The 12,763-nt window shown below is 71.7% G+C and carries 12 protein-coding genes; 6 read left to right on the top strand and 6 right to left on the bottom strand.

All coding sequences use genetic code 11. From position 1 onward, the window contains the following. Positions 1–13: 13 nt before the first annotated feature. Genes RGQ06_RS17860 through RGQ06_RS17845 form a run of 4 tightly spaced genes read right to left on the bottom strand, consistent with a single transcriptional unit; the run spans position 14 to position 3,688 of the window. Positions 14–1,060 (bottom strand): zinc-binding dehydrogenase, encoded by a 1,047-nt coding sequence (locus RGQ06_RS17860; protein WP_432427735.1) that lies wholly within the window; start codon positions 1,058–1,060, stop codon positions 14–16. Next, positions 1,060–2,262: an LLM class flavin-dependent oxidoreductase gene (locus RGQ06_RS17855; protein ID WP_432427734.1), complete on the bottom strand. Its 1,203-nt coding sequence runs from the start codon at positions 2,260–2,262 to the stop codon at positions 1,060–1,062. Before RGQ06_RS17855 ends, RGQ06_RS17860 begins: the two co-directional genes overlap by 1 nt. Further along, a complete protein-coding gene (locus RGQ06_RS17850) occupies positions 2,259–3,254 on the bottom strand; it encodes an alpha/beta fold hydrolase (RefSeq protein WP_432427733.1) in 996 nt (331 codons plus the stop codon). The genes RGQ06_RS17855 and RGQ06_RS17850 overlap by 4 nt, the downstream gene beginning before the upstream one ends. Continuing rightward, entirely contained in the window at positions 3,251–3,688 is a 438-nt protein-coding gene (locus RGQ06_RS17845) for an NAD(P)-binding protein (RefSeq protein ID WP_432427732.1), read from the bottom strand. The genes RGQ06_RS17850 and RGQ06_RS17845 overlap by 4 nt, the downstream gene beginning before the upstream one ends. Positions 3,689–3,839: 151 nt before the next feature. On the opposite strand from RGQ06_RS17845, the gene RGQ06_RS17840 reads away from it, so the two are divergent. The 4 genes from RGQ06_RS17840 to RGQ06_RS17825 all read left to right on the top strand — a co-directional run bounded on the left by RGQ06_RS17840 (position 3,840) and on the right by RGQ06_RS17825 (position 7,728). Further along, entirely contained in the window at positions 3,840–5,129 is a 1,290-nt protein-coding gene (locus RGQ06_RS17840; protein ID WP_432427731.1) for an adenosylmethionine--8-amino-7-oxononanoate transaminase, read from the top strand. After that, entirely contained in the window at positions 5,126–6,268 is a 1,143-nt protein-coding gene (locus RGQ06_RS17835) for an aminotransferase class I/II-fold pyridoxal phosphate-dependent enzyme (protein WP_432427730.1), read from the top strand. The genes RGQ06_RS17840 and RGQ06_RS17835 overlap by 4 nt, the downstream gene beginning before the upstream one ends. After that, positions 6,265–6,900, top strand: coding sequence for an ATP-dependent dethiobiotin synthetase BioD (bioD, locus tag RGQ06_RS17830; protein ID WP_432427729.1), 636 nt, complete (start codon positions 6,265–6,267; stop codon positions 6,898–6,900). Before RGQ06_RS17835 ends, bioD begins: the two co-directional genes overlap by 4 nt. A gap of 78 nt (positions 6,901–6,978) precedes the next feature. Next, positions 6,979–7,728: an SDR family oxidoreductase gene (locus RGQ06_RS17825; protein ID WP_432427728.1), complete on the top strand. Its 750-nt coding sequence runs from the start codon at positions 6,979–6,981 to the stop codon at positions 7,726–7,728. A gap of 31 nt (positions 7,729–7,759) precedes the next feature. Here RGQ06_RS17825 and RGQ06_RS17820 read toward each other — a convergent pair whose 3' ends face one another. Both RGQ06_RS17820 and RGQ06_RS17815 read right to left on the bottom strand, forming a co-directional pair. After that, on the bottom strand, positions 7,760–7,978 hold the full coding sequence (locus RGQ06_RS17820) for a hypothetical protein (protein WP_432427727.1): 219 nt from the start codon (positions 7,976–7,978) through the stop codon (positions 7,760–7,762). A gap of 86 nt (positions 7,979–8,064) precedes the next feature. Further along, the gene (locus RGQ06_RS17815) at positions 8,065–10,296 is read right to left on the bottom strand and encodes an NADP-dependent isocitrate dehydrogenase (protein ID WP_432427726.1); all 2,232 of its coding nucleotides are present in this window, start codon (positions 10,294–10,296) and stop codon (positions 8,065–8,067) included. A 122-nt stretch (positions 10,297–10,418) separates the two neighbouring features. Between RGQ06_RS17815 and RGQ06_RS17810 the strand changes: the two genes are divergently transcribed. Both RGQ06_RS17810 and RGQ06_RS17805 read left to right on the top strand, forming a co-directional pair. Beyond that, positions 10,419–11,057, top strand: coding sequence for a LytR C-terminal domain-containing protein (locus tag RGQ06_RS17810; RefSeq protein WP_432427725.1), 639 nt, complete (start codon positions 10,419–10,421; stop codon positions 11,055–11,057). Positions 11,058–11,126: 69 nt separating this feature from the next. Continuing rightward, the gene (locus RGQ06_RS17805; RefSeq protein ID WP_432430658.1) at positions 11,127–12,662 is read left to right on the top strand and encodes an IS1182 family transposase; all 1,536 of its coding nucleotides are present in this window, start codon (positions 11,127–11,129) and stop codon (positions 12,660–12,662) included. Positions 12,663–12,763 lie beyond the last annotated feature (101 nt).

Below are 12,763 nucleotides of genomic sequence, written 5' to 3'. Positions count from 1 at the left end.
CCGCTGCCAGTTCCTACGGGATCACCAGGATCTTGCAGTGCTCGTCGGGGTCACCCAGGTCGGCGAAGGCCTGGGGCACGCCGTCGAGGTCGATCTCCGCGGTGATCATCGGGGCCACGTCGATCTCGCCCTCGGCGATGCTGCGCAGGCTGCCGGCGAACTCCATCGGGTCGTAGCCGAGGCAGAACTGGATGTTCAGCTCCTTGCTGATCCCGAAGAACGGGTTGATGGTGTCGTGCTCCATGCAGACGCCCACGACCACCACGCGGGACTGGGCCGGTGCGCAGCGCAGGATGTCGTCGAGGATGCCCGGCACGCCGATGGCCTCGAACACCACCGGCGCTCGGCCGTTGCCGGCCCGGGACCAGGCCTGCCAGCCGGTCTCCTCTCGGGGGTCGACGATGTCGGTCGCCCCCATGTGCTCGGCCAGCCGCCGGCGGGCGGGGGAGAAGTCGGCGGCCACGATGGGGCCGACACCCCGGACCGCGAGGGCGGCGATGACCGCGAGGCCGACCGGGCCGCAGCCGAGGACGATCGCGCCCTCGCCCTGCTCGAGGCGCGCCTTGTTCACGGCGTGCAGCCCGACGGCCATGGGCTCGGTGAGGGCGGCGTGCTGCGCGGGGAGCCCGTTGGGCACCTCGAGCAGCATCGGTGCGGACAGGAGCATCCGCTCGCCGTAGCCGCCCTTCACGGTGTTGCTGTAGACGATCGGGTGGATGCCGTCCATCCCGAGGAGCACCGGCATGGACGTGACGAGCGAGCCGACCGGCGCGGCGGCCTCGGTGTCGGGGCCCACGTCGAGCACCTCGGCGGCGAACTCGTGTCCCATGTAGACGTCGCGGTCGAGGTCGACCTCGTCGCCACCGCCACCGAGGCTGGGCATCCCCTCGATCTGCTTGCCGAGGGCGAGCATGTCGCCGCCGTGCTCCGCGAAGTGCAGGTCGGAGCCGCAGATGCCGCACGCCTTGACCTCGACCAGCACCTGCCCGAGGCCGGGCGTGGGGTCCTCGACGTCGTCGCGGACGAGGATCTGGCCCCGGTGCAGCACGGCGGCGCGCATCAGGCCTGCTCCGCGTCCTGCTCCTGGACGTGCTGCTGCACGGCGTTCATGATCGCCTGGCCGGCCCGGCCGAACAGCTCGTTGCGCTTGCCCGTGGCCCACTCGTGGGAGTCCCGCTGGGCCTGGAGCTGGCCCTGGAAGTGGGGCATGACCCGCTCGGCGATGAGCCGGTACGACTCGATGGTGGCCGCGGGGCGAGCCCAGTCGTGGCCGAGCATGAGGAAGGTGCCGAAGCCCCCCGACTGCTCGAGCAGGCCCTCGATGTACTCGATGGCGTCGTCGGGCGTGCCGATGACGACGTTGCCCTTGCCCCCCTCGATGTAGGCCTCGACGAAGTCGCGCTCGGACGTGGCGCCCTCGGTGACCTCGTTGGAGAGGGGCACGAAGCCGGCGCCACCGCCGAAGTAGTTGGCGAAGTCCCGGAGGCCGTAGGTGCAGTCCTCGATGGCCTGGTCGCGGGTCTCGGCGATGTGCATCGTGCCGAGCACGCGCCAGTTGGCCCGGTCGGGCTCCTTGTGGCCGGCCTTGGCCGCCATGTCCTCGACCACGTTCCAGGCCTGGCCGATCGCGGCGAACCCGTCGGCGACGGACATGGACAGCGACAGCAGCGACACGTCGTGGGTGCCGGCGAGGCGGGGACCCGACGGGGACACCATGGCGGCGACGGACACCTCGAAGTGCGGGTCGCTGTAGGGCCGGTACTGCAGCTTGGCGTCCCTCAGCGTGAACCAGTCGGTCTCCCGGGTGACGGGCTCGTCGGTGCGCAGCAGGGCGAGGATGGCCTCGAGGGACTCCTCCATCATGCGGCGCTGGTCCACCGGGTCGATGCCCATCATGTAGGCGTCGGTGGGCAGCGCGCCCGGCCCGGTGCCGAAGATCACCCGGCCACGGGTGAGGTGGTCGAGCAGCACCATCCGGTCCGCCACCATCAGCGGGTGGTGGTAGGGGAGCGAGACCACGCCGGTGCCGAGCTTGATGTGCTTCGTGCGCTGGGCCGCTGCGGCGATGAACACCTCGGGGGAGGGGATGATCTCGTAGCCCCCCGAGTGGTGCTCGCCGAACCACACCTCGTCGAAGCCGAAGCGATCCAGGGCCTCGGCCCGCTCCAGGTCGTACTCGAGGGCGAGCGTGGGGTTCTGCCCCGGTGGGTGGAACGGGGCGTAGAAGGCGCCGAACTTGAGTCGGGATGGGGCGGTGCTCACGGGTTGGTCCCTCCACGCAGCTGGTCACAGAAGTCGAGCAGCGCTGCGTTCACCTGCTCGGGTGCTTCCTGCTGGACCCAGTGGCCAGCGCCGTCGATGATCACGCTGCCCCGGTGGTCCGTCAGCCAGACCTCCTGGCCGTCGGGCGGGGACATGGTGAGGACGGGGTCGTCGGCGCCGCCGACGAAGAACGAGGGCACCTCGACCTTGGCCCCGGCCAGCTGGGGCGTGAGCTCCCAGTTGCGGTCGAAGTTCCGGTACCAGTTGATGCCGCCGGTGAAGCCGGTCTCGGAGAAGACCTCGATGTAGTGGTCGAGCTCCTCCTGGGTGAGCCAGTCGGGCAGGCCGTCGGGCTCGGGCATGCGGTCGACGAAGCCACGGCCGTCGTCTGCCGACATGGACGCGGCCTCGTCGGTGGTGAGGTCACCCGGCGTCGACAGCCCGGCGAGCAGGCGCCGCATCGTGCGGGCGGGGTCGCCGCCCAGCTCGGCGTCGGCCACGCCCGGCTCCTGGAAGTACACGATGTAGAAGAACTGGTCGGCGAAGATCGCCCGGAAGATCTGGATGGGTGGTGCGGAGGCCCGCGGCACGAACGGCACGCTCATCCCGCAGACCCCCATGACGCGGTCCGGGTGCAGGAGCGACAGCTGCCACACGACCATGGAGCCCCAGTCGTGGCCGATGAAGATCGCCCGCTCCTCCCCGAGCTCGTCGAGCAGGCCGACCAGGTCACCGGTGAGGTGGTGGATGTCGTAGTCCTCGACCGCCTCGGGGCGGGTGGTGCCGCCGTAGCCGCGCTGGTCGGGGGCGACGACGCGGTACCCCGCGTCGGCGAGGGCGGGCAGCTGGTGGCGCCAGGACCAGGCCAGCTCGGGGAAGCCGTGGGCGAGCACGATGAGGGGACCCTCGGTGCCGGCCTCCAGCAGGTGCATGTCGATGTCGCCGACGCGCACGGTGCGCTCGGTGACGCCGGGGGGCAGCGGGGCGCTCATGACGCGATCTCGGTGGTGGCGGTGGTGGGCACGGGATCCTCCGTGGTGAGGCCGAGGGCATCGAGCAGCTCGGCGCGGGTGGGCCCCTCGACCTGGGGCAGCGGGTGGGCGTCGTCCTCGTCGCCCGGTCGGGGATCGCCGAGCTGGGCGGTGGTGGGCATCGTGACGCAGCCGGCGACGAGGAGCTGGTCGAGCACGTCGGGGAACCGCTCGCGCAGCTCGACGACGATGCGGGCGAGGAAGCCGTGCGTCTGGTGCACCTGGGATGCACCCCGCCGGTCGGCGTCGAAGGCGGCCTCCACGTCGGCGACATCGGGGAGCGGGTCGCGCTCGAGGAGCTCGACGCGGTGGCCGTCGCGGGCGAAGCCGAGCGCAGCCAACAGCCCGCCGACCCCGCCTCCGACGATGATGATCCGCTCGATCGCCACGTGCACCCCCGCACCCGTCGTCGCCCCCTGGCAACGCACGTTGCCAGAGAAGGTAGGCGGCAGGTCCGACGGCGTCAACCACCCGCGCTGAGTGGCGTTTGTCACGGGAGCCGGCGGCGCTTCGGGGATCGACGCCACCGCCGGTACGTTCGCCCGGATGCCCCCGCTGGACGCCTCGGCCCAGGACCTCGCCGACCGGGATCAGGCCCGGGTGTGGCACCCGTACGCCCCGATGCCCGCGTCGCTGGCGCCGGTGCCCGTCGTGGGCGCGAGCGGCACCCGCCTGGCGCTGGCCGACGGACGGGAGGTCGTGGACGGGATGTCCTCGTGGTGGGCGTCCATCCACGGCTACCGCCACCCCGTGCTCGACGAGGCCGTGCGCGCCCAGCTCGATGCCACCGCCCACGTCATGTTCGGCGGCCTGACCCACGCCCCGGCTGTGGCGCTGGCCGAGCTGCTCGTCGACATCGCTCCCGAGGGGCTGGAGCACGTGTTCCTCGCCGACTCGGGCTCGGTGTCGGTGGAGGTCGCCATCAAGATGGCCCTGCAGCACGCCCGGGGCACGGGGCGAACCGGTGCCACCCGGCTGCTCACCGTGCGGGGCGGCTACCACGGCGACACGCTCGGGGCCATGTCGGTGTGCGACCCGGTGAACGGGATGCACTCGATGTTCACCGACGTGCTGCCCAGCCAGCTGTTCGCGCCGGCCCCGTCGCCGGCGTACGGGCAGCCCTTCTCCGAGGACGACATCTCCGAACTGGCAGTGCTCCTGTCGCACCACCGCGACGAGGTGGCCGCCGTCATCCTCGAGCCGATCGTCCAGGGGGCGGGCGGCATGCGCTTCTACGCACCCGAGTACCTGGCCGCGGTGCGACGGCTCTGCGACGAGCACGGCGTGCTGCTGATCGCAGACGAGATCGCCACCGGGTTCGGGCGGTCGGGCCGCCTGTTCGGCTGCGATCACGCCGGGATCACCCCCGACATCATGTGCCTGGGCAAGGCGCTCACCGGCGGGTACCTCACCATGGCGGCGGTGCTGTGCACGCCGGCCGTGGCCGCCGGCGTCAGCGCGGCCGAATCCGGTGCGCTGATGCACGGGCCCACGTTCATGGGCAACCCGCTCGCCGCCGCCGTCTCCCTCGCCTCGGTGCAGCTTCTGCTGTCGCGGGACTGGGAGGCCGAGGTGGCCGGCATCGAGACCGGGCTCCGCGCCGGCCTGGACGACCTGCGCGGCCACGATGCCGTCGCCGACGTGCGGGTGCTCGGCGCCATCGGCGTCGTGGAGCTGCACGAGCCGGTCGACATGGCGGCGTCCCAGCAGACGCTGCTCGACCACGGCGTCTGGCTCCGTCCCTTCGGCCGGCTGCTCTACACGATGCCGCCCTTCATCAGCAGCGAGGACGACGTCGCCGCCATCACCGCGGCGATGCGGGCGGTCGTGGGATGAGCTCGTCGCACGGGGCCTGGGTGCGAGGTGAGCTCGATGCCATCCGGGGCGCGGACCGCTGGCGCCACAGCCGTCCCTTCGACGCGCTCGGTCCCGCCGGCTCGCTGGAGGGGCGGCCGGTGGTGTCGTTCGCGTCGAACGACTACCTCGGGCTGTCGGCCCACCCGACCGTGGTGGCGGCTGGGCACGAGGCCCTCGATCGCTGGGGGACGGGTTCGACGGCGAGCCGGCTGGTGGTCGGCTCCCGCCCCGTGCACCACGATCTCGAGGCCGCCCTCGCCGGGTGGAAGGGGACCGAAGCCGCCGTCGCCATGCCGAGCGGATACGCCGCCAACCTGGCCGTGCTCACCACCTTCGGCGGACCCGACTGCCTCGTGGTGAGCGACGAGCTGAACCACGCCTCGATCATCGACGGCTGCCGGCTGAGCCGCTCCGAGGTGGCCGTGTCCCGCCACGGCGAGGTCGACCACGTGGACGAGCTGCTGCGCAACGCCGGCTCCCGCCGGGCGATGGTGGTCACCGACTCGGTGTTCTCCATGGACGGCGACGAGGCGCCGGTGCAGGCGCTCGCCGAGTGCTGCGCCCGCCACGGTGCCCTGCTCGTGCTCGACGACGCCCACGCCGTCCTCGGACCCGACGTCGACCTCGCCGCCGTCGACGGCCTCGACGTGGTCCACGTGCTCACCCTGTCGAAGGCGCTCGGCTCCCTCGGTGGGGCGATCGCCGGCTCGCGGGACGCCGTGGACCTGGTCGTGAACCGGGCTCGTCCCTTCATCTTCACGACCGCCCTGTCGCCGGCGGACGCCGCCGCCGCCCTCGCCGCCGTGCACGTGGTACGCAGCCCCGAGGGCGACGCCCTGGTGGGCCGCCTGCGCGGCCACGTCGACCGGCTCCGCCCGGGCCACCCGTCGCCGATCATCCCGGTCGTCCTCGGCGAGGAGCAGGCCGCCCTCGATGCCGCCGGGGCGCTGCTCGACCAAGGCCTGCTCGTCCCGGCCATCCGGCCGCCGACGGTCGCCCCCGGCACCTCCCGCCTGCGCGTCGCCCTGTCCGCGGCCCACACCGACGACCAGATCAGCACGTTGGTCGCCGCACTCCACCCTCTCCGAACTGGCAGTGCTCGGGCGGGCGCGCGATGACCCGGCCCGAGCTGCTCGTCGGGGTGTGCGGGACGGCCACGGAGGTCGGGAAGACCTGGGCGAGCGCTCGCCTCGCCGAGCACCTGGTCGGCGGCCGGCGCACGGTGGCGGCACGGAAGCCGCTGCAGTCCTTCGACCCCGCCGACGACGCAGCGACCGACGCCGAGGTGCTGGCGGCGGCCACGGGGGAGGACCCGGACCACGTGTGCCCGGAGCCGGGCTGGTACCCCGTGCCGATGGCGCCGCCGATGGCCGCGGCCGCGCTGGGACGGCCGTGCCCGACGCTGGCCGAGGTGGTGGCCGGCATCACGTGGCCTGCGGACGGGGTGGACGTCGGGCTGGTCGAGACGGTGGGTGGCGTCCGCTCACCGCTGGCGGAAGACGGTGACAGCCGGGACCTGGTCCGTGCCCTCGGCGTCGATCTCGTGGTCCTGGTCGCCGATGCCGGCCTCGGAACGATCGACGCGGTGCGGTCGGGCGTCGACGCGCTCGCCCCGCTGCCGGTCGTGGTCCTGCTGAACCGCTTCGACGAGGCGGACGACCTGCACCGCCGCAACCGCGACTGGTTGGCCCAGCGCGACGGCTTGGACGTGGTGACCGGCGTCGACGGGTTCGCGGCGCGCCTCGGCTGAGCGCTACACCAGCACTGCCAGTTCGGGGAGTCAGGGGGCCAGGGCGTGAGGTCGTCCGGGTCCCGGCAGGATGGGCCCATGCCGCAGGAGACGACGCAGGGACCGCTCATCGATCGCAAGGTGCTCGTGACGGGTGCGACGTCCGGCATCGGCCGGGCGACGGCCGTGGCCGCCGTGGCCGCCGGCGCCGAGGTCGCGCTGGTGTCCCGCTCGGCTGACGAGGTCGCCGCGCTGGCGGCAGAGCTCGGGCCGGCGGCGCACGCCGCGCCCGGCGACGTGACCGATCCCGACAGCGTGGGCGCATCGGTGGCGCTGGCGGCGGAGTCGATGGGCGGCATCGACGCCGTGGTCTGCTCGGCGGGCGCGGTCCGGCCCGGCGGCATCCTCGACACGGGGCCCGAGGACTGGAAGGCGACGTTCGACGTCAACGTGCTCGGCGTGCTCCACACCGTCGGTGCCGCGCTGTCGCACCTCCGTGAGGCCGCGCCGGCCGACGTCGTCGCCATCTCCTCGATGTCCGGTCGCCGGCGGGCATCGGTGGCGATGGGGATCTACAGCGCCTCCAAGTTCGCCGTCCACGTGCTGTGCGACAGCCTCCGCGAGGAGCTCTCGCCGGAGGGGGTCCGGGTCACCATCGTGTCGCCGGGCTACGTGCGGACGGCCATCTTCGACGCCGTCGCCGACGACGAGCTTCGCTCGGAGTACCAGCGGCGGCTGGCCGCCGTGGGGCTCGACCCGGCAGCGGTCGCCGACCAGGTCGTCCACGCACTGTCCCAGCCCCCGGGGGTGGACCTGCTGGAGATCGCGATGCTGTCGACCGACCAGTAGCCGGTCGACAGCACCAGCTTGATCGTGCGGGTCAGCCCGGAGCGTGGGCCTGGTGGTCGTCGGGGTCGTCCCGGCGGACGGCCTCGTCCTTGCTGATGCCATCGGCGGGGATGTCGTCGTCGTCGAAGTAGGCGGGGACGTCGTCCTTGTCGACCACGTCCAGGCCCGGGTTGTCGGGGAGCCGATCGCGGATCCGGTCGACCCGGTCCTGGATCTCGTCGAGCTCGGCGTCGTTGTGGTCGGTGGCCATGGGTGCCTCCTGGGGTGGTGGGGCGTGCTGCCCCGGTCCCTTCCCGCGGGGCCGGGGCAGCATGCCCGCCCGGAGGCGGCCCGCCCTCAGCGGGCTTCGTCGATGATCCGGTTGAGCGTCGGGCTCGGCCGCATGGCCTCGTCGAGGACGGAACGGTCGGCGAAGTAGTACCCGCCGGTGTCGACGGGGCTGCCCTGGGCGCCGTTGAGCTCGTCGAGGATGGTCTGCTCGTGCTCGGCCAGCGCCTGGGCGAGCGGGGCGAATCGCTCGGCCAGGTCGGCGTCTGCCGTCTGCTCGGCGAGCGCCTCGGCCCAGTAGCGGGCCAGGTAGTAGTGGCTGCCGCGGTTGTCGAGCTCGCCGACCTTGCGGGACGGGCCCTTGCCGTTCTGGAGCAGCGCGCCGGTGGCGGCGTCGAGGGTGTCGGCCAGCACCTGGGCACGGGGCTTGTCGAAGCGCTCGGCGAGGTGCTCGAAGGACACGGCGAGGGCCAGGAACTCGCCGAGGGAGTCCCACCGGAGGTGGTTCTCCTTCACGAACTGCTGCACGTGCTTGGGGGCCGAACCGCCGGCGCCGGTCTCGAACAGCCCACCGCCGTTCATCAGCGGCACGATGGAGAGCATCTTGGCGCTGGTGCCGACCTCGAGGATGGGGAACAGGTCGGTGAGGTAGTCGCGCAGGACGTTGCCGGTGACCGAGATGGTCTCCTCGCCCCGTCGGATCCGCTCGAGCGAGTACGTGGTGGCCGAGGCCGGGTCCATGATCTCGATGTCGAGGCCGTGGGTGTCGAGGTCCTCGAGGTAGCGGTGGACCTTGCGGATGAGCTGCTCGTCGTGGGCCCGGTGGTTGTCGAGCCAGAACACGGCGGGGGAGCCGGTGGCGCGGGCCCGGTTGACGGCCAGCTTCACCCAGTCCCGGATGGCGGCGTCCTTCACCGTGCACATGCGCCAGATGTCGCCGGCCTCGACCTGGTGCTCCATCAGCTGGGTACCGGAGGCGTCGAGCACCCGCACCACGCCGTCGGCGGGGACCTCGAAGGTCTTGTCGTGGCTGCCGTACTCCTCGGCCTTCTGGGCCATGAGCCCGACGTTGGGCACGGTGCCCATCGTGCGCGGGTCGAGCGCGCCGTGGGCCTTGTGGTCGTCGATGACGGCTTGGTACACGCCGGCGTAGGACGAGTCCGGGATCGTGGCCTTGGTGTCCTGCAGCTCCCCGGCCGGGTTCCACATCTTCCCGGAGTCACGGATCATCGGCGGCATGGAGGCGTCGATGATGACGTCGGAGGGCACGTGCAGGTTGGTGATGCCGCGGTCGGAGTCGACCATGGCGAGGTCGGGGCCGGCCTCGAGCGCGGCGGCGATGCCGGTCTGCACGGCGAGCTTGGTGTCGGTGTCGAGCTGCTCGACGGCGGCGAGCACGTCGCCGAGGCCGTCGCGGGGGTTCGCGCCGGCGGCGCGCAGCGCGTCGCCGTGCTCGGCGAACACGTCGGCGAAGTACACCTCGACGGCGTGGCCGAAGATGATCGGGTCGGAGACCTTCATCATCGTGGCCTTGAGGTGCAGCGAGAACAGGACGTCGTTCGCGTCGGCGTCGGCGATCTGGTCGGCCAGGAAGGACCGCAGCCGGGCGGCGCTCATGAAGGTGCCGTCGACGACCTCGCCGGCCAGCACCGAGATGCCGTCCTTGAGGACCGTCTCCTCACCGGAGCTCGAGACGTGCACGATGCGCAGCGTGGTGTCGGCGTCGATGGTCACCGACTGCTCGTTGCTGCGGAAGTCGCCGGCGCTCATGGTGGCCACGTGGGTCTTGGAGTCCGATGACCACTCGCCCATGCGGTGCGGGTACTTGCGGGCGAACTCCTTCACGGCCTTGGGGGCGCGGCGGTCGGAGTTGCCCTCGCGCAGCACCGGGTTCACCGCGCTGCCCTTGACGGAGTCGTAGCGGTCGCGGGTGGCGCGCTCCTCGTCGGTCTGGGGGTCCTCGGGGTAGTCGGGGAGCGCGTAGCCCTTGTCCTGCAGCTCCTTGATCGCCGCCTTCATCTGGGGGATCGACGCCGAGATGTTCGGCAGCTTGATGATGTTGGCCTCGGGCGTCTTGGCCAGCTGCCCCAGCTCGCCGAGGGCGTCGGGGACGCGCTGGCTGTCGGTGAGGGCATCGGGGAACACGGCGAGGATGCGGGCCGCGAGGGAGATGTCGCGGGTCTCGACCTCGACCCCGGCAGCGCTGGCGAAGGTCTCGATGATCGGCAGCAGCGAGTGCGTGGCCAGCGCCGGTGCCTCGTCGGTGTAGGTGTAGATGATCTTCGGGGTGGCGTTGCTCATGGGCTCTTCCGTCGGTGGACGTCTGGGTGCAGCCGAGCGGCCGCAACGTGTGAGGAGGCTACCCACCCCCTCCAGGGACGATGCCACCACGAGCGGCCCCCGGAGTGGCAGTGTCGGGACCGGTGGCACGCCAGCAGGGACCCCAGCGCGAGGGCATCGCGCTCGACGACGGCACGTGGGTCGACGTGGGTCGCGACGGGAAGTGGCGCCCGTCCGCCGGCGAACGGGTGCGGGCGGGGGTCATCCTCGGGATCTTCCTCGGGCTGCTCGCCATGCTCGCGCTCGTGTTCTCCGTCGGTGACGACGACCGGGACCAGGACCTCGCCTCCGCTGACGACACGACCACCACCACCGAGGAGCCGGTGCTCACCACGACCACCACGCTCCCGCCGGATCCGTCATCGGTGGGCGGGGAGCCGGCGTCGATCCACTGCGTGGGCGACGACCGCGGCGGGGCCGAGCTGCGCGACCGGGGTTCGACGGCGGTGCTGGTGCTCAACGCCACGAGCCGGACCGGGCACGCGGCCGACATCGTGGAGCGCCTCGAGGAGCTGGGCTACGCCACGACGGTGCCGGGCAACGCCGGCCGGCTCAGGGTCTCCTCGTTCGCCTACGTCCCCGGGTACTGCGCCGAGGCGGAGCGGGCCGCGTTCGAGCTCGGCCTCACGGAGGCCACGTTCGAACCGGTGGACGCCGATGCCCTGTCCGTCCCGCTCGGCCGGGCCCGGATCGTGGCGACGGTGGGGTCCGACTCGCTCTAGGAGACTGCTGAGCAAACCGGTGTGATCGGGGTGCTCGCGATCTCGCGGCGGTTTCGGTAGACCGCGGGTATGCAGGGCAGCAGCGATCAGGACCGAGAACTGCTCGACGCGGGTGCTCTGGTCGGGCATCTGGTGGCGGAGGGGTCGGTGCATCGGTTCTTGGCCGATCACCGACACCGGCTGTTCCCTGATGCGATGTTCGAGGACCTGTTCCCCTCCAAGCGTGGGCGGCCGTCGGTGCCAGCCGATGTGATCGCCACGGTGATGGTGCTCCAAGCGTTGGAGGGCCGCTCGGACCGCGAAGCGATCGACGCCTTGCGGACCGATCTGCGCTGGAAGGTTGCCGCCGGATTGGCGTTGGATCATGAGGGCTTCCATCCGACGGTGCTGACGTTGTGGCGCAACAAGCTGCGAGCGAGCGAGTCCCCGGAGCGGATCTTCGACGCCGTCCGAGCGGTCGTGGCCGAGACCGGGGTGTTGGCCGGCAAGACTCGCCGGGCGCTGGACTCGACGCTGCTGGATGATGCGGTCGCAACCCAGGACACGGTCACCCAGCTCGTGTCGATGATCCGCCGGGTCCGCAAGGCTGTCCCCGCCGCGGCGACGGTCGAGGTGTCCGGCCATGACTACGACTCGCCCGGCAAACCCGCATGTGCGTGGGACGACCCGGCTGCCCGTGACGAGCTGATCACCGGGCTCGTCAACGACGCCCTCGCCATCCTCAACGCGCTCGACGGGATCGACCTCGACGACGACCAACGCCAACTCGTGGCGCTGTTGGCACTCGTGGCCGGACAGGACGTCGAACCCGACCCGGAACGGGGTGAGGGCACCTGGCGGATCGTTCGTGGTGTCGCCTCGGAGCGGGTGATCTCCACGGTCGACCCGGAGTCGCGGCACATGCACAAGTCCCGGTCCAGCTACCGAGACGGCTACAAGGCCCACGTCGTGGTCGAGCCCGACACCGGGATCATCACCAACTGTGACCTCACCCCGGCCAACGAAGGCGATGGTCCCGTCGGCGCCCGACTCCTCGAGGGCGAAGACCCTGGCCTGGACGTGCTGGCCGACTCCGCCTACGGCTCCGGCCCGGTCCGAGCAGCGCTCGCCGCGAACGACCACACGGCGGTCATCAAGCCCTGGCCGCTCGGGAGGAACCCGAACCTCGGTGACGACCAGTTCCACCGAGACGACTTCCTTGTCGACCACGCCGCCCGCACCGTCACCTGCCCCGCCGGCATCACGATCTCGATCCACGCGAGCGGCAACGCAACCTTCGGCGCCCGCTGCCGTGGTTGTCCATCACGGCACCGCTGCACCAGCGCTGCCAAGGGCAAGACGGTCAAGCTCACCGACCACGACGAATGGCTCGTCACCGCCCGGGCGAACTGGCGAGCCGGCACCCACCTGGCCGACTACCGCCAGCACCGTCCCATGGTCGAGCGCACCATCGCTTGGCTTGTCGCCAACGGCCATCGCCGTGTCCGCTTCCGTGGTGTCCAACGCAACCGGCTCGGTCTCAGTCACCGGGCCGCCGCGCTCAACCTGCGACGCCTGCTCAACCTCGGCCTCCACCACGCACCCACCGGCTGGGCCATCACCTAAAGGCGGGCCCGGGGAGGACAAGGAAGGGACCACACCTACGGGTTCAACCCATCCCGGGTGACCGGCTCACACCCTCTTCATGCCGGCTCTTCGGTTCGGTC

Source organism: Salinilacustrithrix flava (assembly GCF_041228405.1).
Classification (GTDB): Bacteria; Actinomycetota; Acidimicrobiia; order Acidimicrobiales; family Salinilacustritrichaceae; genus Salinilacustrithrix; species Salinilacustrithrix flava.
Note: the sequence above shows the minus strand (reverse complement) of the source record. Positions and strands in the feature narration are given on the sequence as shown.

What these genes read in the sequence shown, in the direction of transcription:
- bioD (WP_432427729.1), top strand. Translation starts at nt 6,265, where the DNA reads ATGACCCGGCCCGAGCTGCTCGTCGGGGTGTGCGGGACGGCCACGGAG.
- RGQ06_RS17860 (WP_432427735.1), bottom strand. Translation starts at nt 1,060, where the DNA reads ATGCGCGCCGCCGTGCTGCACCGGGGCCAGATCCTCGTCCGCGACGAC.
- RGQ06_RS17840 (WP_432427731.1), top strand. Translation starts at nt 3,840, where the DNA reads ATGCCCCCGCTGGACGCCTCGGCCCAGGACCTCGCCGACCGGGATCAG.
- RGQ06_RS17825 (WP_432427728.1), top strand. Translation starts at nt 6,979, where the DNA reads ATGCCGCAGGAGACGACGCAGGGACCGCTCATCGATCGCAAGGTGCTC.
- RGQ06_RS17815 (WP_432427726.1), bottom strand. Translation starts at nt 10,296, where the DNA reads ATGAGCAACGCCACCCCGAAGATCATCTACACCTACACCGACGAGGCA.
- RGQ06_RS17835 (WP_432427730.1), top strand. Translation starts at nt 5,126, where the DNA reads ATGAGCTCGTCGCACGGGGCCTGGGTGCGAGGTGAGCTCGATGCCATC.
- RGQ06_RS17820 (WP_432427727.1), bottom strand. Translation starts at nt 7,978, where the DNA reads ATGGCCACCGACCACAACGACGCCGAGCTCGACGAGATCCAGGACCGG.
- RGQ06_RS17805 (WP_432430658.1), top strand. Translation starts at nt 11,127, where the DNA reads ATGCAGGGCAGCAGCGATCAGGACCGAGAACTGCTCGACGCGGGTGCT.
- RGQ06_RS17850 (WP_432427733.1), bottom strand. Translation starts at nt 3,254, where the DNA reads ATGAGCGCCCCGCTGCCCCCCGGCGTCACCGAGCGCACCGTGCGCGTC.